21 protein-coding genes and 1 tRNA gene are annotated in these 25,683 nt (G+C 74.2%); 8 read left to right on the top strand and 14 right to left on the bottom strand.

Annotated elements, in window-relative coordinates; translation table 11 throughout:
• Nucleotides 1–162 precede the first annotated feature (162 nt).
• The 3 genes from CRP29_RS00675 to CRP29_RS00665 are packed head-to-tail and all read left to right on the top strand — an operon-like array spanning nt 163 to nt 2,263.
• Complete coding sequence (locus CRP29_RS00675; protein ID WP_097193157.1) at nt 163–780, top strand: TetR/AcrR family transcriptional regulator; 618 nt, start codon at nt 163–165, stop codon at nt 778–780.
• A complete protein-coding gene (locus CRP29_RS00670; RefSeq protein WP_097193156.1) occupies nt 777–992 on the top strand; it encodes a ferredoxin in 216 nt (71 codons plus the stop codon). The genes CRP29_RS00675 and CRP29_RS00670 overlap by 4 nt, the downstream gene beginning before the upstream one ends.
• Nucleotides 989–2,263 carry a cytochrome P450 gene (locus CRP29_RS00665; protein WP_097193155.1) on the top strand — a complete coding sequence of 425 codons (1,275 nt, stop codon included), beginning with the start codon at nt 989–991 and terminating at the stop codon, nt 2,261–2,263. The genes CRP29_RS00670 and CRP29_RS00665 overlap by 4 nt, the downstream gene beginning before the upstream one ends.
• Nucleotides 2,264–2,368: 105 nt before the next feature.
• Here the strand turns inward: CRP29_RS00665 and CRP29_RS22515 are convergent, their stop codons facing one another.
• The 12 genes from CRP29_RS22515 to orn form a co-directional block, all read right to left on the bottom strand.
• Nucleotides 2,369–2,536: a hypothetical protein gene (locus tag CRP29_RS22515; RefSeq protein WP_097193154.1), complete on the bottom strand. Its 168-nt coding sequence runs from the start codon at nt 2,534–2,536 to the stop codon at nt 2,369–2,371.
• A 65-nt stretch (nt 2,537–2,601) separates the two neighbouring features.
• Nucleotides 2,602–4,761, bottom strand: a complete 2,160-nt coding sequence (locus CRP29_RS00655) for an MMPL family transporter (RefSeq protein ID WP_097193153.1) — start codon at nt 4,759–4,761, stop codon at nt 2,602–2,604.
• A gap of 49 nt (nt 4,762–4,810) precedes the next feature.
• Nucleotides 4,811–6,190 carry an MBL fold metallo-hydrolase gene (locus tag CRP29_RS00650; RefSeq protein WP_097193152.1) on the bottom strand — a complete coding sequence of 460 codons (1,380 nt, stop codon included), beginning with the start codon at nt 6,188–6,190 and terminating at the stop codon, nt 4,811–4,813.
• Nucleotides 6,191–6,246: 56 nt separating this feature from the next.
• On the bottom strand, nt 6,247–6,552 hold the full coding sequence (locus CRP29_RS00645; protein WP_097193151.1) for a rhodanese-like domain-containing protein: 306 nt from the start codon (nt 6,550–6,552) through the stop codon (nt 6,247–6,249).
• A gap of 26 nt (nt 6,553–6,578) precedes the next feature.
• Nucleotides 6,579–6,845 carry a metal-sensitive transcriptional regulator gene (locus CRP29_RS00640; protein WP_097193150.1) on the bottom strand — a complete coding sequence of 89 codons (267 nt, stop codon included), beginning with the start codon at nt 6,843–6,845 and terminating at the stop codon, nt 6,579–6,581.
• Between the two features lie 132 nt (nt 6,846–6,977).
• A complete protein-coding gene (locus CRP29_RS00635; RefSeq protein WP_097193149.1) occupies nt 6,978–9,332 on the bottom strand; it encodes a heavy metal translocating P-type ATPase in 2,355 nt (784 codons plus the stop codon).
• Between the two features lie 174 nt (nt 9,333–9,506).
• Nucleotides 9,507–10,139, bottom strand: coding sequence for a DUF305 domain-containing protein (locus tag CRP29_RS00630; RefSeq protein WP_097193148.1), 633 nt, complete (start codon nt 10,137–10,139; stop codon nt 9,507–9,509).
• A gap of 97 nt (nt 10,140–10,236) precedes the next feature.
• A complete protein-coding gene (locus tag CRP29_RS00625; RefSeq protein ID WP_141437018.1) occupies nt 10,237–10,707 on the bottom strand; it encodes a hypothetical protein in 471 nt (156 codons plus the stop codon).
• Nucleotides 10,708–10,787: 80 nt separating this feature from the next.
• Nucleotides 10,788–12,926, bottom strand: a complete 2,139-nt coding sequence (locus tag CRP29_RS00620; RefSeq protein ID WP_245852231.1) for a heavy metal translocating P-type ATPase — start codon at nt 12,924–12,926, stop codon at nt 10,788–10,790.
• A 405-nt stretch (nt 12,927–13,331) separates the two neighbouring features.
• On the bottom strand, nt 13,332–14,663 hold the full coding sequence (locus CRP29_RS00615; protein ID WP_097193146.1) for a hypothetical protein: 1,332 nt from the start codon (nt 14,661–14,663) through the stop codon (nt 13,332–13,334).
• Between the two features lie 66 nt (nt 14,664–14,729).
• Nucleotides 14,730–14,805: transfer RNA gene (locus CRP29_RS00610), tRNA-His, on the bottom strand.
• A gap of 93 nt (nt 14,806–14,898) precedes the next feature.
• Entirely contained in the window at nt 14,899–15,555 is a 657-nt protein-coding gene (gene orn, locus CRP29_RS00605) for an oligoribonuclease (RefSeq protein WP_097194003.1), read from the bottom strand.
• 209 nt (nt 15,556–15,764) lie between these two features.
• Here orn and CRP29_RS00600 point away from each other — a divergent pair, with 209 nt between their 5' ends.
• The gene (locus CRP29_RS00600) at nt 15,765–17,552 is read left to right on the top strand and encodes a hypothetical protein (protein WP_097193145.1); all 1,788 of its coding nucleotides are present in this window, start codon (nt 15,765–15,767) and stop codon (nt 17,550–17,552) included.
• A gap of 9 nt (nt 17,553–17,561) precedes the next feature.
• On the opposite strand, the gene CRP29_RS00595 is transcribed toward CRP29_RS00600, so the two are convergent.
• Nucleotides 17,562–18,170, bottom strand: a complete 609-nt coding sequence (locus tag CRP29_RS00595; protein WP_176522774.1) for an SACE_7040 family transcriptional regulator — start codon at nt 18,168–18,170, stop codon at nt 17,562–17,564.
• An 89-nt stretch (nt 18,171–18,259) separates the two neighbouring features.
• Here CRP29_RS00595 and CRP29_RS00590 point away from each other — a divergent pair, with 89 nt between their 5' ends.
• From CRP29_RS00590 to CRP29_RS00575, 4 genes are all read left to right on the top strand, one after another.
• A complete protein-coding gene (locus CRP29_RS00590) occupies nt 18,260–19,873 on the top strand; it encodes a carboxyl transferase domain-containing protein (protein WP_097193144.1) in 1,614 nt (537 codons plus the stop codon).
• A gap of 88 nt (nt 19,874–19,961) precedes the next feature.
• Nucleotides 19,962–21,956 (top strand): ATP-binding protein, encoded by a 1,995-nt coding sequence (locus CRP29_RS00585; RefSeq protein ID WP_097193143.1) that lies wholly within the window; start codon nt 19,962–19,964, stop codon nt 21,954–21,956.
• Between the two features lies 1 nt (nt 21,957).
• A complete protein-coding gene (locus CRP29_RS00580; protein WP_097193142.1) occupies nt 21,958–23,112 on the top strand; it encodes an acyl-CoA dehydrogenase family protein in 1,155 nt (384 codons plus the stop codon).
• 183 nt (nt 23,113–23,295) lie between these two features.
• Nucleotides 23,296–25,251, top strand: a complete 1,956-nt coding sequence (locus tag CRP29_RS00575; RefSeq protein ID WP_097193141.1) for an MSCRAMM family protein — start codon at nt 23,296–23,298, stop codon at nt 25,249–25,251.
• 24 nt (nt 25,252–25,275) lie between these two features.
• On the opposite strand, the gene CRP29_RS00570 is transcribed toward CRP29_RS00575, so the two are convergent.
• Nucleotides 25,276–25,632: a cupin domain-containing protein gene (locus tag CRP29_RS00570; RefSeq protein ID WP_097193140.1), complete on the bottom strand. Its 357-nt coding sequence runs from the start codon at nt 25,630–25,632 to the stop codon at nt 25,276–25,278.
• Nucleotides 25,633–25,683: the final 51 nt, after the last annotated feature.

Raw genomic sequence — 25,683 nt, 5'->3', positions numbered from 1 at the left:
GCCTACCCCGCGTCGCGTACGGATCCCCCGATGTCACGAATTGTTCATGCGCTCCCGAGCCTGCGGCCGTCCTCGGCTGCGACGGTGCCGCGCGACGTGCGGATCCACGCCGCGCGACCGGAGCTCTTGACTAAGTGAACTGAATCACATTTCATTTCGGGCATGGGGCGGACCGTCGGTGCGAACGCCGATGAGACACGTCGCCGCCTCCTGCGGGCCGCGGCGGACGTCTTCGCCGCCCGCGGCTACGACGGCACCCGCGTGGCCGACATCGCCCGCGCCGCCGGGCTCAGCAACAGCGCGCTCTACTGCTACTTCACCTCGCGGGCCGACCTGCTCATCGGTGCCCTGCGGGTGCACGGCCGCCGGCCCCTGGCCGACCTGGTGGCGAGGTTCCCCAGCAGGTCGGTGGCCGACCTCCTGCTCCAGACGGGAGCGGCCCTGCGCCGACGGCAGGACCCCGAGTCCTTCCTCGCGGTCGAGGCGCTCGTCGCGGCCCGGCACCACGCCGAGGTGGCGTCGGCGCTGCGCGACTACACCGCCGAGCGAGCCGGTTGGCTCGTCGCCCTCGTCCGGGACGGCCAGGCCCGCGGGGAGCTGGATCCCGCGCTCTCGCCCGAGGCGGTGGCGCACTTCTGCCTCGCCCTGGCGGCCGGCACCACGCTCATCGGCCCCGACCTGCACGACGTCGACGACCGGGAGTGGACCGAGCTCCTCATCCGTGTCGTCACCAGCCTCGAACCCGTCCGCACCGGCGAACAGATCGGAATCCGCACATGAGAGTCAGCATCGATCCTGCGAGGTGTCAGGGCCACGGCCGCTGCTACGACCTCGCTCCTGACCTGTTCGGGGAGGACGAGGAGGGCTACGCGGTCCTGACCGACCTCACCGCCGACCGGGACGTGCCCGCCGACCGGGAGGGCGACGCCCGGCTCGCGGCGGCCAACTGCCCCGAGTCCGCCGTGCTCGTCCACGAGGAGGCCCGGGCATGACCGTCGACGACCGGTTCACCGAGGAGGCCCGGGCGCAGCGCATCGCGCAGGCCCAGCTCGGCACGTTCAACGAGATCATCACCGGGCCGGTGTCCGACTGGACCACCGACTTCTCCCACCTGGAACCCGAGTACGCCGAGAACGCCATCGAGATCTGGGACGACCTCCGGGAGCGGTGCCCGGTCGCGCACACCGAGCGCTTCGGGGGCGCGTGGTTGCCCACGCGGTACGAGGACGTCCAGGCGATCGCCTACGACACCGAGCACTTCACCTCCCGGGCGATCATCGTGAGCAACGTCCGGCCGCCGCTCGACGTGGCCCCGGTGGGCCTGGCCCCGCCGATCTCCTCGGACCCGCCGTTCCACCACGACGCGCGCAAGCTCCTGCTGCCGGCGTTCACCAAGGCCAACGTCGCCAAGCAGGCGGTGACCACCGAGGCGTTCTGCCACTCGCTGATCGACGGCCTCGCCGGCCGGGACGTCGTGGACGCCGCGACCGACTACGGCATGTACATCCCCATGCGGGTCATCGCCGACATGCTCGGATTCCCGCAGGAGGACAGCGAGAAGTTCGCGCACTTCGTCGAGAACGCGCTCGAGGGAGCGAACGGACCGCTCGAGGAGCGCCAGGCGAGAGGGATGGCGCTGTCGGACTACCTGTTCGAGCAGGTCCGCGACCACCTGGACAACCCGCGGGAGGACCTCACGACCTACCTCCTCAACGCCGAGCTGTACGGGCAGCGGCTGTCCCCGCAGCACGTGGTCGGCACCATGACCCTGCTGCTCATCGCCGGCATCGACACGACGTGGAGCGCGATCGGTTCCTCGCTGTGGCACCTGGCGAAGAACCCGGAGGACCGCAAGCGGCTGGTGGCGGACCGCTCCCTGCGACCGAAGGCGGTCGAGGAGTTCCTCCGCGCCTACGCGCCGGTCACCATGGCGCGCCTGGTCAAGGAGGACGTGGAGCTGGGCGGCGTCCAGATGAAGAAGGCGGACTGGGTCCTGCTGCCCTTCCCGTCCGCCAACCGCGACCCGGAGCGCTTCGAGCATGCCGACGAGGTGCTCATCGACCGCGAGGTGAACCGGCACGCCGCCTTCGGTCTGGGCATCCACCGCTGCGTCGGCTCGCACCTGGCGCGGATGGAGCTGACGGTGGCGCTGGACGTCTGGCTCGACCGCATCCCGGAGTTCAGCCTCGCCGACCCCGCGGCCGTGCGGTGGTCGGCGGGTCAGATCCGCGGACCGCGCGCCCTGCCGCTGCGCATCGGCTGACGCGCGGAGCACGAGGAGAGGCCCTGGTCGAGCCGGCCAGGGCCTCTCCTCGTTGTGGGGGGACGGTTGCTCAGCCCAGCAGACCGACGCCGGGTGGCGCGGCCATCAGCGGCGGCGGAGCAGTGTGCTCAGCCAGCCCCCGGACCGCTCGGGGCGGGGGTGGCCCGGGCAGCGCTGGGCGCTGGGGACGCGGGCCATGACCTGGTCGACGTGCTGGCCGCATCCGGCCCAGGTGGTCTTGCCGCAGGTGCTGCAGGTTGCCGCTCGGCACATGGTGGATCTCCTCGTGTCGGTGTCGGTGTCGGTGTCGGTGGTCGGGTTCGCCGTCGGGCCGGTGGTCAGTCGTGGGCGAAGCGGATGTTCGGCAGCACCCGGGTGAGCCAGGCCGGGCTCCACCAGGCGGCTGCGCCGGTGAGCCGGAGCATCACGGGCAGCAGCACGAGGCGGACGAGGAAGGCGTCCAGCAGCACGGCGACGCCGAGGATGATCCCCATCTCCTTGGGTGGCAGCGGCCCGGACAGGGCGAAGGTGAAGAACACCGCGACCATGACCGCGCCGGCGGCGAAGATGACCCGGCCGGAGTGGGCGAGGGAGCCGATCATGGCCTCGCGGGCGTCTCCGGAGCGCTCGTAGTGCTCCTTGGCGCTGGCCAGCAGGAACACGGTGTAGTCCATCGCGATCGCGAAGATCATCGCGAAGAAGAACACCGGGGCCCAGGCGTCGAGGAAGCCCTGGCTCTCGAATCCGAAGAAGCCGGCCCCGAAGCCTTCCTGGAAGATCAGCCGGGCGACACCGAACGCGGCGGCGGTGGACAGCAGGCTGGCCAGGGTGCCCAGCAGGGAGATCAGCGGCGCCTGCAGCGCGATGAGCAGGAGCAGGAAGCCGAGCACGAGCACCACGCCGATGACCAACGGGGTGGACTCGTCCAGCTGGGCCTTGAGATCGAGGTTCTCCACCGGGGCGCCGCCGACCTGGGCGGAGACGGGCAGGTCGGCGCGCAGCCGGTCCACCAGGGCGGACAGCGCCGGGTCGGAGGGGTCCATGGTGGGCACGGCCTGGATCATCACGAGGTCGGTGCCGTCGGTCGCCGGCATGGCCGGCAGGACACCCGCGATGTCGGGGTCCCCGCTCAGCGTGGCGGTGGCCGCCGTGGCGTCGCCGCTGTCGGCGATGACCTGCAGGGTGCCGGGTGCGCCGTCCCCGAAGGCCTCCTGCACCCGGTCGTAGCCGACGCGGGCGCTGGCGTCCTCCGGGAGCACCTTGATCGACGGCATGGCCGTCTTCAGGCCCAGGATCGGTGCGGCCAGCGCGAGCAGGATCAGCAGTGCCCCGATGCCGTAGGCCAGCGGGCGCTTCCACAGGCGCTCGCCCCACGCGGCGAACCGGGGGGAGCGGTGCTCCCCGGCGCGCACCCAGGGCAGGGCGATCCGGTTGATCTTCAGGTCCAGCTTGAACAGGACCAGGGGCAGCAGGGTCAGGGTGGCGGCGAGGACGAAGACGACGGCGAGCATGATGCCGCCGGCCATCGACCGGAACGAGGGCGAGGGGACCAGCATCACCGCCGACAGCGAGACGAGCACCGTCGCGCCCGAGAGCAGCACGGCCTTGCCCGCGGTGTCCATGGTCTCGGCGATCGCGCGCACCGGTGGCGCGCCGCCGCCCATGCGGGCCGCCCGGTAGCGCACGACCAGGAACAGGGCGTAGTCGATGCCGAGAGCCAGGGCGAACATCATCGCGAAGTTCATGGCCCAGATGGAGACCGGCACGATCTCGTTGATCAGCACCAGCGAGCCGGCCGAGGCCACCAGCCCGGCGAGGGTGAGCAGCAGCGGCAGCCCGGCGGCGACCAGCGCGCCGAAGGCGAGCACGAGGATGCCGAGGGTCACCGGCCAGGACAGCATCTCGGACTTCAGCATCGCGTCGAGGTTGGCCTCGTTGAAGTCCGACCACAGCAGCGACGCACCGGTCGGGTTGACCTCGACCGACCCGGTGGACAGCTCCTCGAGCGGGGCCTTGAGGTCGTCGGCGACGCGCACCATCTCGTTGGGATCGGCGCCCGCGCCGGCGAGCAGGATCGCCGTGGACCCGTCCGGGCTCAGCGTGGCGCCGGGCTGGGGCTGGAGGACGTCGCCGATGCGGTCGTCCGCGGCGAGCAGATCGGTGGCCCGGGCGAGGACGTCCGCGCCGTCGCCCTCGGTGACCGCGCCGTCGGACTCGTGCACGACGACCTGGATCGCGGAGCTGGCGTTCCCGCCGAAGTGGTCCACGGCGAGCTCGCGGACGGCGACGGACTCCGAGCCGTCGGCCTGCCAGCCCGCGCCGGACAGGGCCGCCTCCACGCGCGGGGCGAAGAAGCCGAGGCCGATGACGAGCAGCAGCCAGACGACGGTCGTCGTCCTGGCGTGGGCGGTGACCCAGATCCCCAGCCGCCCGAGCGGACCGGGGCGGGAGGGCAGGGCGCTGGGAGCGGGCTGGCGGCTGGGGGCCGTCGTGGTCACGGAGCGATCGCTTTCGTCGGGTGGGGCGGGGACGGTTGGGGGACCGAGATCAGCGGATGGCGGATGCGTCGTGCAGGCCGGCGGCGGCTGCCCCGGTGTCGGGATCGCCGTATCCGCCGTCGACCAGCACCGGCCGGCGGCCGGTGCGGGCGAGCAGCGACGCGGCGATCGCGGCGCGGTATCCCGAGCCGCAGTACACCCAGACGTCGCCGTCGGGGACCTCGTCGATGCGGTCGGTCAGCTCGTGGATCGGGATGTGCCGGGAGCCGCGCACACCGCCTCCGGCGCGCTCGTCGGTCCGCCGGGCGTCGATGACGACCAGCGCGGGGTCGGCGTCCACCGCCGCGGCGAGGCCGGCGAAGTCGCTGACCGGGTACGAGACCGGCTGCTCTCCGGCGGTCAGGTCCTCGGGGGTGCCGACCGCGGCGCCGGCGAGCCGGTCGATGCCGATGCGGACCAGCTCGCGGCGGGCCTCGGCGACCTGCTCCTCGGTCTCGCCGATCAGGGTCAGCGGAGCGCCCCAGGGCACCAGCCAGCCGACGTAGGTGACGAAGTTGGCGATGGCCAGCTCGAAGTTCAGCGCCCCGGGGAGGTGCCCGGCGGCGAACGCGGTGCGGGTCCGCAGGTCGATCACCCACTCGCCGGCGGCCAGCCGGCCGGCCAGCTCGGCCGGGTCGACCGGTCGCGGCGCGGACAGGTCCACCGGCGCCGGGCCGGCGGCGTTGCCCGGCCCCATGTGGCTGTACCAGGCGGGGATCGCGGTGAGGCCCGCGATCAGCTCGTCGACGAACGACTGCTCGTCCTGGGTCAGCGCCGGGTTCACCGCCGCCTGGTCGCCGACGGTGGAGGAGTCGCCGCTGGTCGGGGTGGCGGAGCAGAAGCTGCCGAAGCCATGGGTGGGGAACACCGGGGTGCCGCCCGGCAGCTCGTCGGCCAGTCGCCGGACCGAGCGGTACTGGGCGTGGGTGAGCTCGTCGGTGTGCTCGGGACCGACCAGGTCGGTGCGGCCGGTCGAGCCGTAGAGCATGGAACCGCCGGTGAACACCGCCTGCACGGCACCGTCGGCGTCGGCGAGCACGTAGCTGACGTGGTGGTGCGTGTGCCCGGGGGTGTGCAGCACGCGCAGCCGCATCGGGCCGGCCTCGAGCACGTCGCCGTCGGCGGCCGGCACCCGCTCGTAGGCGACGGAGTCGCCCGCCGGGACGACGTAGTCGGCGCCGACCCGTCCGGAGAGCTCGAGGCCGCCGGTCAGGTAGTCGTTGTGCAGGTGGGTCTCCAGCACCAGCGCGATGCGCACGCCGCGCTTCTCGGTCAGGGCCAGCACGCGGTCGATGTCGCGCTGGGGGTCGATCACGACACCGACCCCGCTGTCACTGACCAGGTAGCTGCGGTCGCCGAGACCGGTGGTCTCGATGATGTCGATCTGCACGGGGGCTCCTCGGTACGGTACGGGGCAGGGGTACGAGCGGGATAGAGCAAGAGGGGTCAGACGGTGGGACGCCCGTCGGCGATCCACTGCGTCATGCCGCCGTCGAGGTTGGCGACGTCGTAGCCCTGGCCGGCGAGGAACTGCGCGGCCTGCGAGCTGCGTCCGCCGCTGCGACAGACGGTGATGACCGGGCGGGCCCGGTCGAGCTCGAAGACGCGGGCGGGCAGCTGGCCCAGCGGGATGTGGGTGCTGCCGGCGATCCGGCCCTCGGGCAGCTCGGCGGCCTCGCGGACGTCGAGCACGACGGCCTCGGTGCGGTCGGCTGCTTCGGCGGGGGTGAGCTGGGGGATCGACGGGTTCATGGCGACTCCAGGGGGAGTGGTGGTGATCAGGCGAGGGAGAGGAACAGGCGCTCGAGCTCGCGCAGGTCGACCTCGCGGGTCTCGCCGTCCTCGTTGGTCGAGCAGTGGCGCATCCCGCTGGAGACGACGGCGAAGCCGGCCTTGCGCAGCGCCTTGGAGGCGGCGGCGAGCTGGGTGACGACCGCGGAACAGTCGCGCCCGTCCTCGATCATGCGGACGACGCCGCCGATCTGACCCTCGATGCGCTTGAGGCGCTTGACGACGTCGGCGAGGTCGCCCTGGGGGATGTCCATTGCAGGAAGGCTACATACCCCCGGGGGTATGTGCAAGATCGCTGTCCGGGTCTCGGGTCCGGGTCGGACCCGGCGTCCGCGAGAGCCGCCTGCCCGGTCCGCGCCCAGCGCAGCCGGGCCGGGTTCACCGCATCACCGCTCGTCGCGCGGTGGCCCGGCGGCGAGGGCGAAGAAGTTCTCCTCCTCCTGCACGTAGTGCAGCTGGAGGAGTGCATGCAGTCCGTACAGACAGGCCAAGAGGTCCTGCTGGCGCTCCTGGTCGAGATCGCCACCCTCGTCGAGGGCATCGAGATGGGTCTGCAGCCGGCGGGTGAGCCGGCCGATCTCGGCGTGCGCGCGGCTCATCGGTGCCACGGCCTCGCTGCTTCCGAGGGTCCGGGCCAGCGAGGGGTAGAGCTCGGCCTCCTCGGCCTCCTCGTGCGGCACCAGACGCTCGACCAGGGCGGTCCGCGCCCGGTGGAGTGCCTCGACGGCGCGCGGCCCGGGACCGTTGCTCAGTTCGTCGGCGGCCGCGCGCACCAGGGGGAGGACCTGGCGGAGCTCGTCGTGCTCGGCGGCGAAGCGGCGGAGCAGCACCTCGGTCGCCGGCCGAACGGGATGGCCGCCGATCCGCCCGCCGCGCAGCGCACGGAGCGCATTGAGGATGACGGCGACGTCGATGCCCTCCTGGAGCAGCGCCCCGGCCGTCGGCGGCAGCAGTCCGGCGGCGGCCAGGGCCATCGCCGCCAGTGACAGGCCCATCCCGACGGCCGCGCTCTGCACGGCGATCCCCCGGGCGTACCGGGCGATCTCCATGGCGTCGGCCAACCGGTCGAGCCGATCCGTGGTCAGGACGACGTCGGCGGCCTCCGACGACGCCGTCGCCCCGCGGGCGCCCATCGCCACCCCGACCGTGGCGGCCGCCAGGGCCGGCGCGTCGTTCAGGCCGTCGCCGACCATGACCGTCACCGCGCGCTGCTGCTCGGTGCGGACGGCGTCGACCTTGTCGGCCGGCGTCTGCCGAGCCCGCACCTCGTCGAGGCCGAGCGCGGCACCGACCTCCCGCGCCGGTTCGGGCCGGTCGCCGGTGAGCATCACCAGCCGGTGGATGCCGGCCGAGCGCAGACGGCGGAGCGTGCGGCCGGCATCGGTCCGGAGCGGGTCCTTCAGCAGGATCGCGCCGACCGGCCGGTCGTCGACCTCCACCCAGACGAGCGTGCAGCCGTCGAGGCCGGCGCGATTGACCGCCGTCCGTGCCCACGGGGCCTCCGGAACGGTGTCGCGCTTGCCGACCCGCACCGCCCTGTCGTCGACGGTGGCCGTGACGCCGCGGCCGGGCTCCTCCCGCACGTCCCGCGGCATGGAGAGCGTCAGGCCCCGGACCCGCGCCTCGGCGACGACGGCTTCGGCGAGCACGTGTGGGGACAACTGGTCCGCCGAGGCCGCCAGCCGCAGCACCTCCGTCGCCGGGCGGTCCGGATCGGTCACCACCTCCGTGACCGCCGGCCGGCCGGCGGTCAGCGTGCCCGTCTTGTCCAGCACCAGTGTCGATGCATGGCCGAGGTTCTCCAGCGCGCCGCCGCTCCGGATCACGACGCCGAGCCGCGAGGCGCGCGACAGGCCGGACACGATCGCAACCGGTGCCGCCAGCAACAACGGGCAGGGGGTCGCGACCACGAGGACCGCCACAGCGCGTTCCGGTGAGCCACTCAGCGCCCAGGCCAGCGCGGCCACGGCGAGCGAGAGCGGCAGGAACCAGGCGGCGAACCGGTCCGCCAGCCTGATCACCGGCGCGTTCTCGGCGCCGGTCTGCCGGACCAGCGCCACGATGCCGGCGTAGGTGCTCTGCGCCGCCGGTGCGGTGCAACAGATCTCGAGGCCGCCCCCGGCGTTGAGGGTGCCGCTGCGGACAGGTTCACCGGGGGCGCGCTCGACCAGTTCCGGTTCCCCGGTGAGCGCCGACTCGTCCAGCACCGCGGGGGTGCCCGACACGACGCCGTCCACCGGCAGCACCTCGCCCGGACCCACGAGCACGACGTCGCCCACGACCACGTCATCGACGGGAACCTCGGTCACGACGTCCCCGACCCGGCGCCGCGCGGATCGCGGTGCCCGCTCCAGCAGCGCGCGCAGATCCTGGGTCGCCCGCCGCTGCGCGGCCGCGTCCAGGGTGCGGCCGGTCGCCAGCATCACCGCGATCAGCGCGCCGGCCAGGTACTCGCCCACGGCCAGGGTGCCCAGCAGTGCGAGCACCGCGATCAGGTCGACGCCGAGCGTCCGCCGCAGCAGCGCGGTCACGACCCACCCGATGGCGGGCACGAGGGCGACCACCGTGGCGGCGGCCCACAGGACGTCGTCCCACCGGCCCGCGCCCACCGACCACGCGACGCCGCCGGCTCCCAGCAACGCCACCGTGACCACCAGCAGCGCCGATTCGAACCACCCCGTCAGGTCCTTCCCCGACAGCAGCCGAGGAAGCCCGTGCGCCGGCGACCCGGTAGCGGTCATGTGCCCTCCGTTCGCGGTCCGCCTCACGTCCGACCGTCGACCGACCCTGCCGCGGGCGCGGCGACAGGAGCATCGCCACTGGTCCCGGTTCCGGTCGACGTTGGTCCCGACCGGGCGTGACGAGGCGGCACGGCGGGGTCCAGCGGTGTCCCGCAGCACCCCGCCGTGGCCTGGTCAGCCGCCGAGTTCGGTGAGCAACTGCTGCATCTCGGCGATCTCGGCGTTCTGGCTGTCGTCGATGGACCGGGCGAGCGCGAGCGCCTCGGTGGCGCGCCCGTTCTCCGCTTCCTCGGTCGCCATCCGCACGGCGCCCTGGTGGTGGGCGATCATCCCGGACAGGAAGAGGCGGTCGAACTCCGGCCCGGTGGCGGCCATCAGGGCCTGCATGTCGCCCTCCGACATCATTCCGCCCTCGCCGTGGTCCATGCCGCCCATGGAGTCGTCCATGTGACCGGCGTCGGCGTCCCAGTCGTGCAGCCAACCGGTCATCGTCTCGATCTCGGGATCCTGCGCTGCCTGGATGCGGGCCGCCAGGTCGAGCACCCGCGGGTCGGCGGCGCGGCCCTGGGCCAACTCGGCCATGGCGATCGCCTGCCGGTGGTGGGGAATCATCTCGCGGGCGAACGCGACGTCGGCGTCGTTGAACTCGGCCTGCTCGGCCGACGAGCCGGCCGAGGCGCTGCTGCCGTGCGTCATCGAGCCGTGCCCGGCGGCGTCGGAGTCGTCGTCGGCGCAGCCGGCGAGGACGAGAGCGCCGGCGAACAGGGCGGCGGTGAGGCCGGTCAGGCGTGCGGTGGTTCGGGTCATGGCGGAGATCTCCTTGCTGCGGAAGTGGACCGGTGGGCGTGCGCGCACACCGCCGCCGGGCCAGCGCGGGCTGGGCGGGGCGGTGGGGTCGGCGGGCCTAGGTCCGCAGCAAGCAGAGGGCGTGCAGGTCCGGTGGCTGGAGCGGTGCCAGGCCGGTGGGGAGTCGGGTGCGCAGGCGCGCCCGAGGCGGGCCGGGCAGCGCGGGGGTGCGGGGCAGCAGCGAGACGAGCAGCACGGCCAGGCCGGCGGCGAGCACGGCCAGGCACAGCGTCCACAGGTGACCACCCGGCCCGACCGGCGTGCTCCCGTGTCCGGCAGCGAGCAGGCCCGCCGTGGGAGCAGCGGCGACGATCGTCGCGAGGGGGTCGGCGTGGGCGCCGTGCGCGTCGGCCGGCGTGGCCGTCGCGCTGGTGAGCGCGCCGCCGCCGAGCAGCCCGGCAGGGGCCAGGGTGCCCGTGACGACGCCGTGTCCGGCTGCATGGTCGGTGCCGGCGGCCGTGCACTGCAGGCCGTGCAACGCGAAGACGGCGGCCAGCAGGAACAACGCCGTCCATCCTCGTGCCGCCATGCCCACCCCCCTTTCCGTCCGAGGCTACGACGGCCGGAGCGGCCGCCCGGCACCCACGGTGCCCGGGTGTCCGGGCTCGATCAGTGCCGGTCGGCGGTGGCCGGCCGGGCGTCCGTGGCCGCACCCCGGGTCCGGGCCGCGCGGCCGGCGGTGGCCTCGGCGACGCCGGCCTCCGGTCGCAGGTCCAGTCGCCGCAGCAGCTGGGCGTTGGACGCCACGACGACGGTGGACAGGCTCATCAGCAGCGCGCCGACCTCCATCGGCAGGATGAACCCGATCGGAGCGAGGACCCCGGCGGCCAGCGGCACCGCGATCAGGTTGTAGCCGGCCCCGGCCCACAGGTTCTGCTGCATCTTCCGGTAGCTGGCCCGCGACAGCCGGATGACCGACAGCACCGAGCGGGGGTCGGACGAGGCGAGGATGATCCCGGCGGAGGCGATCGCGACGTCGGTGCCCGCGCCGATCGCGATGCCGACGTCGGCCTGGGCGAGCGCGGGGGCGTCGTTCACGCCGTCGCCCGTGAAGGCGACGGCACGCCCCTGGCGCTGCAGCGCGGCGACCTTCTCGGCCTTGTGCTCCGGGCGCACGCCGGCGAACACCTGGTCGATGCCGAGCTCGGCGGCGACCACGCGGGCGACCGGCTCGGCGTCGCCGGTGATCATGACGACCTCGACGCCCAGGGCGTGCAGCGCGTCGACCGCCTCGCGGGACTCCGGCCGGACCTCGTCGGCCAGACCGAGTGCGCCGACGACGTGCCCGTCGACCAGCACGTGCAGGACGGTCGCGCCATCCCTCGCCCACGATCCGGTGTCCGGGAGCGGGCTCAGGTCGTGCTCGGCCAGCAGGTTCGGTCCGCCGACGGCGACGGTGCGCCCGTCGACGGTGGCGGTGACCCCGACGGCGGCCGACGCACGGAACTCGGTCGCCGGCGCGACGGTCAGGCCGCGGTGGCCGGCGGCGGCGACGATCGCGCGGGCCAGCGGGTGCTCGCTGTCGGCCTCCGCTGCTGCGGCCAGGGCCAGCACCTCGTCGTCGTCCAGGCCGGCGCCGGCGATGTGGTTGACCGCCGGCTCGCCGCGGGTCAGCGTGCCGGTCTTGTCGAACAGCACGGTGTCGATGGTGCGCATCCGCTCCATCGCGCCGCGGTCCTTGACCAGCACCCCACCGCGGGCGGCCCGCTCGGTGGAGATCGACACGACCAGCGGGATGGCCAGGCCCAGCGCGTGCGGGCACGCGATGACCAGCACCGTGACGACGCGGGTCAGCGCGTCCTCCGGGGTGCCGTTGACGGTCCAGACGACGGCGGTGATCGCGGCGGCGGCGATGGCGAACCAGAACAGCCAGCCGGCGGCCCGGTCGGCGAGCAGTTGCACGCGGGTGGTGGAGGACTGCGCCTCGGCGACGAGCCGCTGGATGCCGGCCAGCGCGGTGTCCTCGCCGACTGCGGCGACCCGGACCCGGATCGCGGTGTCGGTGGCCACGGTGCCGGCCACCACGGTGTCCCCGGGGCCGCGGCGCACCGGCTTGGACTCCCCGGTGATCATCGACTCGTCGACGTCGGCGGTGCCGTCGACGACCTGCCCGTCGGCCGGCACCCGCCCGCCCGGGCGGACGATCACCACGTCGCCGAGGGCCAGCTCGGCCGGCGGCACGGTGACCACCTGGTCGCCGACGACCTTCTCCGCCTCGTCGGGCAGCAGTGCGGCCAGGGAGTCCAGCGCCGAGGAGGTCTGGGCCAGCGACCGCATCTCCAGCCAGTGCCCGAGCAGCATGATGACGATCAGCAGCGCCAGCTCCCACCAGAAGTCCAGCTCGTGGGAGAGCAGCCCGACCGTGGAGCCCCAGGAGGCGACGAAGGCCACCGTGATGGCCATGCCGATGAGCAGCATCATCCCGGGCTTGCGGACCCGGATCTCACCGATCGCGCCGGTGAGGAACGGCCGCCCGCCCCAGACGTAGATGACCGTGCCCAGCAGGGGGGAGACCCAGTCCAGGCCGGGGACGTCGGGCAGCGTGTAGCCCACGATGTCGGCGAACATGTCGCTGAGCAGCACCGTCGGCACCGACAGCGCCAGCATCAGCCAGAACAGCCGGCGGAACATCGCCACGTGGTCGCCGCCGCCGTGCCCCGTCCCGTGGCCGCCGTGGTTCTCGTGCGCGGCCCGCATCGGGTCCTCGACGGTGGAAGGCGCACCGCCCTCGCCGCCGGTGGCGGGCATGCCCTGCCCGTGGGTTCGGCCGTGCGCGGGCTCATCCCGGTGTGCGGCGTGGTCGTGAGCGGAGCGGTTCGTGGGATCTGACATGACCTGCAACTCCTGCGTCGGATGCCGTCGCCGCCCCGGACCCGGGGAGGGGGTGGCGCTGCTGCGTCTCGCGTTCGTCACTATACCCCTATGGGGTATCTGGGCAAGAGGTGTGGCCGCGGCATGACAGGGCAGGCCGGGCGCCCCGCCGACGCCGCCCATCGAAGGGGTCAGGCGGGTCGCGCCCGTGGCACGGGCGGCGCCGGAAACGGATGGAGGACCCGTGTCGTCTCTCGTCGTCCCGCAGCGGTGTGATCGCCCCGGTTGCCCCGAGCTGCCCCCTGATGGCTGCGGGCGAGCAGCCGTACCCGGCCGCGTCGGTCAGTCGCCGTGGGCGTGGTCGCAGAGGACCTCTTCGCCGTCGGGGATCCGGCCGCCGGCGATGCCCTCGAGCGCCGCGAACGGCCCGCACGGGTGCGGCTCCAGCCACACGTGGATCATCGGCGTCTCGACCGGCTTGACGAGGCCCGCCCGGCAGGCGCCGCTCGCATCCGTGATCCCCCGGACCTTGCCCTCCGCGTTGTAGCAGAGGTTGTCGTGGGTGTGCCACTGCATGAGGTTGCCGCCGAGGTCGGGGGCCTGCTCGAGAGGCGTGCCCCGCTTGAGCATGTACATCGCCGCCACCAGCCGGCGACCGCCGCCGCTCGTGTCGTACACGAGGGACTCGGGGACGTCCGGGTCGAGGATGACGTCGTCGTCCATGTTGGCCTCGTTCATCAGGTGCTCGATGCCCGTGAAGCCGTCGCCGATGGAGTGGAACCCGTTGGCCTCGGCGTAGGTCGGGTCGGCCCACTGCGGGAGGCCGTGGAGGGTCACGGCGATGACGTTCTCGGCCGCGGCCTGCTGCTCGGGGGTGACGCCCTCGACGCCGCTCAGGTCGATCGGCTTGGTGGGGTCGTAGGGCACGGTGGCCGCCGAGGCGTCCTGGACGTGGTCCGCGGCCCCGGCCCCGTCGGCGTGGTGGCCGGCGGCGACCGAGCCGTGGCCGTCTCCGGCGGCGTGCGCGTGCGAGCCGGCCGTCACCATGCCGAACACGGTGAGGGCGGTGACGCCGACGGCCATGAGTGGCAGCGGCGCCCGCAGCCCGGGGCGGGCGCTGCGCCACGTCCACAGGGCGGCGCCGAGGGCGAGCACCGACGTGAGGGCGAGGCCGGCGGCCAGGCCGTCCGCCGTCTGGAGGGGCTCGGCCTCGTCGAGGCCCGCGATGAAGGAGATGCCGCTCACCTTGGCGAGGGCCCAGCCGGCGAGCACGCCCGTCCCGATCAGCAGGCCGAGGACGGCGACGAGGCGGGTGCCGCGGACGAGCGCCAGGACGCCCCACGCCAGCTGGAGGGCGGCGACGGCGGTGAACGCCACAACGGCTGACCGGTGCTCGCTGTGGACCCCGATGGCGGCGGCGTGGATCGCCCCGGCGCCGAGCGACGTGAGCCCGGCGAGCCCGAGGAGGCCGGTGGTCGTCGACGCCGTGGCGCTGGTGCCGGGACGGTCGACGGCGACGGTCAGGAGGTGCTCCAGGTGACGGGCGGACGGCGGGGGCGACGGGTCGGACGCGCGTGGACGACGCCCGGCGGGCTGACCTGCACCTTCCCGCGCGGTCGACCCTCCGGTCAATGAGTACCGGCCCGACGCCGTGGTGCCCATCCACATCTGCATGCCCCTGCGGATACCCGGGGACGTGGAAAGGCCCTGGTCAGTTACCTGACCAGGGCCTTCGCCGGATGGGGTGAGTGACGGGGCTCGAACCCGCGACACCCAGGATCACAACCTGGTGCTCTACCGACTGAGCTACACCCACCATGTCCTCCTCCCTGGGCGAGCAGGGAGGGGAACCGACGCAACGATACCGGAGCGCTCGCGCGGCCCGGCGAGGCCGGGGGAGCGGCGCGCCTCAGGCTCCGGGAGCGGGCGCCTTCTCGTCACCGTCGAGCAGTGCGGCGAAGCCGCCGACGACCTCGGCGGCCGCCTTCTTCGCCTGGCTGCTGCTCGGCCCGGGCGAGTCCACGAACACCGTGCGGCGGTAGTAGGCCAGCTCCCGCACCGACTCGATGATGTCGGCCAGCGCGCGGTGCGCCAGGCCCTTCGCCGGCTGCCCGAAGTAGACGCGGGGGAACCAGCGGCGGGCGAGCTCCTTGACCGAGGAGACGTCGATCATGCGGTAGTGCAGGTGGTCGTCCAGCTCGGGCATGTCGCGGGCGAGGAACCCGCGGTCGGTGCCGATCGAGTTGCCGCACAGCGGAGCCGTCCGGCGCTCGGGCACCCAGCGCTTGATGTAGGCGAGGACCTGCTGCTCGGCCTCGGCCACGGTGAGCGTGGAGGCGCGCACCTCCTCGGTCAGCCCCGACTTCTCGTGCATCGTCCGGACGACCTCGTTCATGCCGTCGAGGGCGGCGTCGTCGGCGCTGATGATGAGGTCCAGACCCGGGTCCAGGACGTTGAGCTCGGAGTCGGTGATGAGCACCGCCACCTCGATGAGCTTGTCCTCGACGAGGTCGAGCCCGGTCATCTCGCAGTCGATCCAGACCAGGTGTCCTGCGCTGTCAGCCACGGCGACCGACACTACGCAACGCCACCGACGCAGAGCTCCGCGGACGCCGGGCGCGTCGTCCCGTGGGGGGCGTGTGATTCGCGCGGGATCCGGCGCGGTCCCCGAGACCGGACCGTGACGTGACGTAGCGTCGAGGGGACGCCGGGACGCTCGACTCCCGGCCGCGACCGGTGCCGCGAGGCCGCCCCCAACCCGCCCGGAGGACCGACGTGCTGCCCCTCACCCCGCTGCCACCGCAGACGGACGGGGAACGCGCCTTCTTCTCGGAGCTGGTGCGGTGGGACTCCGGCAACGCCGTGCGCGGCGCGGTCGTGGCGGCGATCCCCTTCGCCGACGGCCCGCTCCAGCGCCGGCTCTCCGACGCGATCCTCTTCGTGCCGGAGGGCATCGCCGTGATCCGCGTGGCCGAGGTGGCCCGGCAGACCGGCGTCGTCAACGCGTCTCCGGAGGGCCCGTGGACGATCGGCCCCGCGGGCACCGGAGGAGCGGTCCTCCAGCTCGCCGGCGGTGGGTCCACGCCGCTGGACGGGCTCATGCGCGCGGGGATGGAGACCGCGATGCGGCTCCGCCGGGCCGGCCTGGAGCCCGGCCGCATCGCCCGGCTGACCGTGCTCGCCGGCGATCTCGACGGCCTGCTGCCCGCTGACGGCGACCTCGGCGAGGGCGACCAGGTGGCCCTGCTCGAGACCCGCTCGCTGCTGCTCGGCTTCGCCCGTGCCAGCCGCTACACCGGCGTCGACAACCCCCGCCTGTGGACGACGGCCGATGTGCGGGCCGCCCTGGAGGCGCTGGGCCTGCAGGGCCGCGGGCCCTCCGTCGAGGAGCTCAACGGCGAGGGCTTCCCCTACTCGCCCTACGTGCTGCGCCGCCCGCAGCTGCTCACCCCGGCGGCGATGGCGGCCTCGCCCGGCGCCGTGCCCCCCGCGCCCCCCGCGCCGCCCTCGACGCCGACGACCACACCCCAGCCGGTCGCGCCGGCCGCCGGCCCGACCCGTGCGTCCATCGACCAGGCGGTGGCCGCCTCCGTGGCCGCCGCGCACGCCGCAGCCGCCGTCGGGGCCCCGGCCGCTCAGCCGGCGCCGGGCGGGGACACCGTCGCCATCGACGCGCCGGGCGAGCGCGCAGCCGGAGCGGCCGGCACCCGCGACACCGTGGCCGTCGACGGGCCCTCCGCGCCGCCGCCGGGCGACGAGGGCATCGGCGGGCTGTTCGCCGGCGGCGAGCCCGACGCGGCGCCGGCTCCGCCGCGCACCAGCGTCCTGCCGTCCCAGCAGGCGGCGCCCGCCGCCCCGGACGTCCCGGCGATCGCCCAGCCGGCACCGCAGCACTTCTGGGACCGCGCTCCCGATCCCGACGACTCGGGCGCCGGGAAGACCGGGCGCACCCGCCGCGCGCTGCTGGTCGCCGCCGCCGTGGTCCTCCTCGTCGCTGGGGGCGTCGGCGCCGGCCTCGGGCTGGCCGGCCGGGACGACGGCGAGGGCGCGGCGGCACCGGAGGCGTCGACGGAGGAGCCGGGCCCGACCGCCCCCGCGATCGGCAGCGTCCAGGAGATCGGCGGCGTGGGCTTCACCGTGCAGGCCGCCGAGGTCGAGGAGTCCTGCGTCGGCCACGCCTACGGCCAGATCGCGGAGTACTTCCAGGGGTCGGACTGCACGGGCCTGTCCCGCGCGCTGTACTCCGCGCAGGTCGGCGGGCGGGACGTCGTCGTCTCGGTCTCGCGGGTGCGGATGCCCGACACCGCCGCGGCCCGGGACCTGCGGGGACGCGCCGACACCAACGGCAGCGGCAACGTCAGCGACCTGCTCGGCGAGGGCGTGCGCTACCCCGGTGGTCCGGAGAAGCTGACCGGCGCCGAGTACGCCAGCGCGGTCTCCGGCCCGACGGTCACCATCGTGGAGAGCGCCTGGGTGGCCCCGTCGGCCGGCGGCACGGACGCCGAGATCGACAAGATCGCCACCGACGGGCTCTCCCTCGCCACCCCCGCGCTCCCGGACTGAGCCGCGGGCCTACCAGGCCCGGGCGGCGGCCTCGGCCATGCCGGTGAGCAGCGTGGCCGTCGCGGCCCGGTCGAGCTGCCCGGCGCTGTGCGGGGTGGAGTTGATCAGGCCGAAGACCGCGTGCGCGCGGACGCGGCAGGCGGCGGCGTCCGCGGCCGGGTGCAGCCGCGCCAGCACCGCCACCCACACCTCCACGTAGCGGCGCTGGAGCCGGCGCACCTGGGCGGCGTCCGCCTCGGCCAGGGAGCCGAGGTCGCGGTCGTGGACGGTGATCAGCGCGGGGTTCCCCAGGGCGAACTCGACCTGGAAGGCGATCAGCGCCCGGAGCTGGGCCGCGGGGTCGGCACCGGCGGCGGCCACCCGCTCCCTCCCGCCGGCCAGCAGGCGCTCGCTGATCCGCAGCAGCATCTCGGCGAGCATCGCGTCCTTGCCGGCGAAGTGCCGGTAGATCGCCGGGCCGGTCACACCGACGGCCGCGCCGACGTCGTCGACACCCACCGCGCGCGAGCCGCGCTCGGCGAACAACTGCGCCGCGGCCTGCAGGATCTGCTCGCGCCGCGACGGCCGGTCGGCGTCGGCGTGCAGGGCGGTGTCCCGCGCCGGGCCGGTCGTCGTCACGCCCCGGATCGTAGCCGCCGGTGAACGGCGGTTAAGTCCGCCGCCGCCTGGGCTGGCCCACTCCTGTGAACGATGGTTAACCTCCAGGCGTGGACGCGCCGGTGCTCTCCCGTTCGACGTCGCCCGATCCTGCCACCGCGGCCCGCAACGCCGCGGCGCACGCCGCGCTGGCGGCTGATCTCGCCGATCAGCTGCGCACGGCGGCCCTCGGTGGCGGCGAGCGTGCCCGCGAGCGGCACGTGTCCCGCGGCAAGCTGCTGCCCCGCGAGCGGGTGGACGCGCTGCTCGACCCCGGCAGCCCGTTCCTGGAGCTCAGCCCGCTGGCGGCGCACGGTCTCTACGACGGCGACGCCCCGGCCGCCGGGATCATCACCGGCATCGGCCGGGTGGCCGGGCGCGAGTGCGTCGTCGTCGCCAACGACGCCACCGTCAAGGGCGGCACCTACTACCCGATGACGGTGAAGAAGCACCTCCGCGCGCAGGAGGTGGCGCTGGCCAACCGGCTGCCGTGCATCTACCTGGTCGACTCCGGCGGGGCGTTCCTGCCGATGCAGGACGACGTCTTCCCCGACCGCGACCACTTCGGCCGGATCTTCTTCAACCAGGCCAACCTGTCCAAGGCGGGCATCGCGCAGATCGCCGCCGTCCTCGGCTCCTGCACCGCCGGCGGGGCGTACGTGCCGGCCATGAGCGACGAGGCCGTCATCGTCCGCGGGCAGGGCACGATCTTCCTGGGCGGCCCGCCGCTGGTGAAGGCCGCGACCGGTGAGGTGGTCACGGCCGAGGACCTCGGTGGGGGCGACCTGCACAGCCGGGTCAGCGGGGTCACCGACCACCTGGCCGACGACGACGCGCACGCGCTGCAGATCGTCCGCCAGATCGTCGGCACCCTCGGCCCGCGCGAGCCCCGCCCCTGGGACGTCGACCCGGTGGAGGAGCCGCTCCACCCGCCGGAATCGGTGGTCGAGGTCGTGCCGCCGGACCCGCGCACGCCCTACGACGTCCGCGAGGTCATCGCCCGGCTGGTCGACGGCAGCCGCTTCGCCGAGTTCAAGCCGCTCTACGGCTCCACGCTGGTCACCGGCTTCGCCCGGCTGCACGGCCACCCGGTCGGGATCATCGCCAACAACGGCGTGCTGTTCAGCGAGTCGGCGCTCAAGGGCGCGCACTTCATCGAGCTCTGCGACCGCCGGAAGATCCCGCTGCTGTTCCTGCAGAACATCTCCGGGTTCATGGTCGGCCGCGACTACGAGGCCGGGGGCATCGCCAAGCACGGCGCCAAGATGGTCACCGCCGTCGCCACCGCCCGGGTGCCCAAGTTGACCGTCGTCATCGGCGGTTCCTTCGGCGCCGGCAACTACTCGATGTGCGGCCGGGCGTACTCGCCCCGCTTCCTCTTCACCTGGCCCAACGCCCGCATCTCGGTGATGGGCGGGGAGCAGGCGGCCTCGGTGCTCGCCCAGGTGCGGCGCGACGGTCTGGAGGCCCGGGGCGAGGAGTGGCCGGTTGAGGACGAGGGGGCGTTCAAGGCGCCGATCCGCGAGCAGTACGAGCGGCAGGGCCACCCGTACTACGCGACCGCCCGTCTCTGGGACGACGGCGTCATCGACCCCGCGCAGACCCGGACGGTCCTCGGCCTGGCGCTCTCCGCCTGCGCCAACGCCCCCCTCGAGGAGGTCGGCTATGGCGTCTTCCGCATGTGACCCCACCGCCCCCGGACTTCCTGCACCGAAAGTCCGGGGAAGGCACCGGACTTTCGGTGCAGGAAGTCCGGAAAGGGCGGTGGCGTAGGTGTTCGGGACCGTGCTGGTGGCGAACCGGGGTGAGATCGCCGTCCGGGTGATCCGGACCCTCCGCGAGCTGGGCATCCGCTCGGTCGCGGTGCACAGCGACGCCGACGCGGGCGCGCTGCACACCCGGCTGGCCGACGTCGCCGTCGCCCTCGGGCCGGCGCCCGCCGCGCAGAGCTACCTGTCCATCGAGCGGGTGCTCGACGCCGCGGTGCGGACCGGCGCCCAGGCGATCCACCCCGGCTACGGGTTCCTGTCGGAGAACGTGGAGTTCGCCCGGGCGTGCGCGGACGCCGGGATCGTGTTCATCGGCCCGCCGGTCGCCGCGATCGAGGCGATGGCCGACAAGATCCGCGCCAAGCAGACCGTGACGGCCGCCGGGGTGCCGGTCGTCCCGGGCCGGACCGAGCCCGGCATGACCGACGCGCAGGTGATCGACGCCGCCGTCGCGGTGGGCTTCCCGGCGCTGCTCAAGCCGAGCGCCGGGGGCGGCGGCAAGGGCATGCGGGTGGTGCGGTTCAAGGACGAGCTGGCCGAGGCGATCGCCGCCGCCCGCCGCGAGGCGCGCGGCTCGTTCGGCGACGACACGCTGCTGGTCGAGCGGTACGTCGGCAACTCCCGGCACATCGAGGTGCAGGTGCTCGGGGACGCGCACGGGAACGTGATCCACCTCGGCGAGCGCGAGTGCTCGCTGCAGCGCCGGCACCAGAAGGTGATCGAGGAGGCGCCCTCCCCGCTGCTCGACACCGCCATGCGGGCGTCGATGGGCCGGGCGGCGGTCGAGGCGGCGAAGGCGGTCGGCTACACCGGCGCCGGCACGGTGGAGTTCATCGTGGACGCCGACCGCCCGCGTGACTTCTTCTTCCTCGAGATGAACACCCGGCTGCAGGTCGAGCACCCGGTCACCGAGGCGATCACCGGCCTGGACCTGGTGGAGCTGCAGCTCCGGGTCGCAGCGGGGGAGCGGTTGCCGATCGACCAGAGCGACGTCTCCCTGGACGGGCACGCCATCGAGGCGCGGCTCTACGCCGAGGACCCCGCCCGCGGTTTCCTGCCGCAGGCCGGGACCGTGCTCGGGCTGGTCGAGGCCGACGGTCCGGGCATCCGGGTGGACAGCTCGCTCGCCGTCGGCACCGTCGTCGGCACCGACTACGACCCGATGCTGGCCAAGATCGTGGCCTGGGCGCCGACCCGGGAGACCGCCCGCGCCCGGCTGGTCGCCGCCCTCGGGCGCACCGCCGTCCTGGGGGTGACGACCAACGCCGGGTTCCTCCAGCGGCTGCTGGACGATCCCGACGTCGTCGCCGGGCGGCTGGACACCGGGCTGATCGAGCGCCGGGGCGAGGCGCTCGCGCTGGCCGGGCCGCCGCCCGCTGAGGTCTACGCCGCGGCCGCGCTGGCGCTGCTCGTGGAGTCCGAACCGGCCGGCGGCGTCGTCGACCGGTGGGACGTGCCCGACGGCTGGCGGCTGGGCGAGCCGGCCTGGACGGTGCGCCGGCTGCAGGCCGCCGGTGGCGAGCCGGTGACCGTCCGGGTGCGCGGGCGCTCGGGGGCCGCGCAGGTCGCGGTGGGGGACGACGCCCCGGTGCCGGCGAGCGCCGTCCGCCACGGCGACCGGCTGAGCGTGACGCTGGACGGCCGGACGTCGTCCGCCGTCGTGGTGCACAGCGGCGGCACGGTCTGGCTGGCCGCCGGCGGACGGGTGACCGCGCTGCGCGAGCACGAGCGGCTCGGTGCGCACGTCGAGGGCGTGGGTGGGGACGGCGCGGTCACCTCGCCGATGCCCGGCACGGTGACCGTGGTGCAGGCGTCCGTCGGCGACGAGGTGGCGGCGGGGACCCCGCTGCTCGTCGTCGAGGCGATGAAGATGGAGCACGTGCTCACCGCCCCGATCGCGGGCACGGTGACCGAGCTCGGCGTGACAGCCGGCCAGACGGTCGCGCTGGACGAGCGGGTGGCGCTGGTGACCCCGGCCGCCGCCGAGCAGGAGGACTGACATGCTGGACTACCGGCTCAGCGACGAGACCGAGGCGCTGCGGACGACGGTGCGCGAGTTCGCCCGCGAGGTCATCGCCCCGCAGATCGGCGAGTTCTACGAGCGTGACGAGTTCCCGGCCCACATCGTGCGGCAGATGGGCGAGCTGGGGCTGTTCGGCCTGCCGTTCCCGGAGGAGTACGGCGGCTCCGGCGGCACCTACTTCGACCTGTGCGTGGCGCTCGAGGAGTTGGCGCGGGTCGACTCGTCCATGGCGATCACCGTGGAGGCGGGGGTCTCGCTGGGAGCCATGCCGATCTTCCGGTTCGGCACCGAGGAGCAGAAGCGCGCGTGGCTGCCCCGGCTGTGCGCCGGGGAGATGCTCGGCGCCTTCGGGCTGACCGAGCCCGGCGGCGGCTCGGACGCCGGCGCCACCCGCACGACGGCGCGGCTCGAGGACGGCCACTGGGTGATCAACGGCTCGAAGGCGTTCATCACCAACGCCGGCACCGAGCTGACCGGGCTGGTCACGGTCACCGCGGTCACCGGCACCCGGCCCGACGGCGGCAAGGAGATCTCGGCGATCCTCGTTCCGTCGGGGACGCCGGGCTTCGTCGTCGGCCAGCGGTACTCGAAGGTCGGCTGGAACGCCTCGGACACCCGGGAGCTGTCGTTCGCCGACGTCCGTGTGCCCGCCGAGAACCTGGTGGGGGAGCGGGGCCGCGGCTACGCGCAGTTCCTCTCGATCCTCGACGAGGGACGGATCGCCATCTCCGCGCTGTCGGTCGGCCTGGCCCAGGGCTGCGTCGACGAGTCGGTGACGTACGCGCAGCAGCGCGAGGCGTTCGGGCAGGCGATCGGCAAGAACCAGGCGATCCAGTTCATGATCGCCGACATGGAGGTGCGGGCCTCCACCGCGCGGCTGGCCTACTACCGGGCGGCGGAGAAGATGCTGCGCGGCGAGCCGTTCAAGCGCGAGGCGTCGATCGCCAAGCTGTACAGCTCCGAGGTGGCGATGGACAACGCCCGCTACGCCACCCAGGTGCACGGCGGGTACGGGTTCATGAACGAGTTCCCGGTCGGCCGGTTCTACCGCGACGCCAAGATCCTGGAGATCGGCGAAGGGACGTCCGAGGTGCAGCGGATGCTCATCGCCCGCGACCTCGGCCTGGGCTGAGGCACGTCCCCACCTCGCCGGGCGGACGCCTGGGGCTGCTGAAGGCTGCGGTGGCGCGTGGGAAATCGGCCCCGGAACGTCCCGCGCGGCGCCGGGCTCGCCGCTGACCAGGGGTTTCGGACTCGGACACAGTCCGCTTCGGCTCGCGGCGAAGGTCGTCACGAGACCGTCGGAGATCTCATCGTGACGCACTCGCCCAGATCCGCAGCCCCTCGCTCCCGGTGGCGGAGCGCCGCCCTCGGTTCGCTGCTGGCGGTCGCAGCGATCGCGCTGGGGCTGGTGGTGGCTCCGGCCGCGGTCGCCGGCCCGGCGCCCTCCGCTGCGCCGAACCTCGGCTCGGTGCGGCACCTCGAGGTCGACGTCGACGTCCAGGGGACGGCGCCCCTGGGGCTGCAGCTCTCCGGAGCCGCCATCCGCTTCGCGTCCGCGACGACGACGGGCACCTGCCGCACGCAGGCCCTGGGTCAATGCGACGTCCGCTGGGCCTCGAACGGGAAGCTCTCGGGCAGCGGCACGGCGAGCCTGTCCCTGCCCGCCGGCACGTACACGGTCACCCAGGTCGCGGACCAGCCGGTGCCCGGGCTGCAGCCGAAGGCGGGCACCCTCGCGACGGTCACGATCTGCGACTGCTGGCACAGCTTCTGGGGCGTCCGGCTGACCGAACGGTCGGGGCACCTGGCCGTGCCCAACGCCTCGCTCTACCGGCACACGATCACCGCCCGTGTCGTCGACCGGGCGACCGGAGACCCGGTGCGCGACGCGCGGTACCGGCTGACCGGCCCGGGCTTCCCCGGCCTCCTCGGCAACCCGGCGGTGTGGGACGCCGGGGTCGAGCGGAGCAGCCGCACCGGCGAGCTGACCTTCACCACCATGCTGCGCGCCCCGATCTTCCGGCCGGGGACGTGGACGCTCACGCCCGTCGACGTCCCGGAGCCCTACGTCGCCGCCGACCTCCCGGTCGAGCTCACCGCCGCCGCGCCGGGGGGGAACACGTGGCGGGCAGGCGAGGTCGAGCTGTCCGTGCCGGCCGTGCCACTGCCGCCGGCGACCGGCTCGGCCACGCTGGCCCTGCAGATCGACGGCCCGGCGCCCGCCGACTTGGACCTGGCGGGCGTCGAGTTCGAGCTGACCGGCCCCGGCGCCGACCCGACCACCACGCCGTGCGTCACGGACGCGGCCGGTAGCTGCTCCATCCGGGTCGTCCCCGACGTGCCGGGCGACGACGTGCAGATCGAGGGCGCCGCGGTCGTCCTGCCGGTGGGCACCTACGCCGTCCGCCAGGCGACGGCGCCGGTCGGGCTGACGCCCGCCGTCGAGATCGCCCCGCTCGAGCTGTGCGTCGCGCCGACTCCCGAGGGGTGCGTGACGAGCCGGACCATCCCGAACGTCTCGACCTACCGCACCCGTGCCGAGATCCAGGTGCTGTCGGGCAACGGGCCGGTCGCGGGCACGGAGGTCACGCTCACCGGGCCCGGCTTCCCGGCCACCTCCGCCCGCACCGACGAGGACGGCCGAGGCGCCTGGAGCGGCTGGTTCCGCCCGGGCGAGTGGTCGTTCGCCGTCGACGGTCAGCCCGCGCCGCTCCTCATGACGATGGAGCCCGGACGGGGCGACACCTCGCTGCCCTGGCGGATCGAGATCACCCTCCCGTCCGTCGAGCAGCCGGAGGTCACCGACCCGACCCCGACGACGACCCCGGCCGCCCCGACCACCTCGGCGGCGCCGTCCCCGACATCGACGCCGAACAGCCCCGACGCGCCGAGTTCCGGGGCGCCGACGGCCACGTCCGTTCCCGGTCCTGCGGCCGGCCCCTCCGGCGAGGCGCAGCCGTCGGCAGCAGCCGCACCCGGGAACGGGACCGACGCAGGGACCGGCGTGGCCGCGGCGCGTGTCGTCCCCGCCGACGAACCGCAGGAGGACGCCGCCCCGCCGACGGCCGCGGCTCCGACCACCGGCCCCGCGCCGGAGAACCCCGGGAACGGGCAGGTGTTCGTCGCCGCGGACCGCCCGGGCCTGGAGACCGAGAGCAGCGCGCAGCTCCTGTCCGCCGGCCTCGTGACCGGCATCGGGATCGTCTTCGTGGCGCTGGTGCTCACCGGCTACGGGCTGCTGCGCAGCCGCCAGCGGCGTCGCGTCTGACTCGGCCCTCCTGCCGACAGTGGCTCAGTCGGCCTGCGGCGCCCGGTCCGGGACGCAGACGCTGAGCAGCACGACGCTGTCCTCGTCCGCGTGCAGGCTGTGCCTGCGGTTCGGGATCGGGCTGATCTGGTGCGCCGCGAGGCTCACCGTCTCGTCGTCGGCGACCAGCCGCACGCGCCCGCGGATGACCAGGATCGTGGCCGGCCCGGGGCTCTCGTGCTCGCTCAGCTCGGCGTCGGCGCGCAGGGCTATGACCGTCTGACGCAGTCCGTCGACCGGGTGCGGCAGCGTCCGGGCAGCCCGGCCGGCGTGCTCCGAGGTCGCCTTCTCCAGCAGTTCGCCGGCGAGTGCGTGCAGGTCGATGGGTGCGTCAGTGGTCATGGCCCGACCCTAGGTGCGAGGGGAAGGCCTCACGCCCCGACGTCGATCAGC

Source organism: Blastococcus aggregatus, assembly GCF_900221005.1.
Lineage (GTDB): Bacteria > Actinomycetota > Actinomycetes > Mycobacteriales > Geodermatophilaceae > Blastococcus > Blastococcus aggregatus.
Note: the sequence above shows the minus strand (reverse complement) of the source record. Positions and strands in the feature narration are given on the sequence as shown.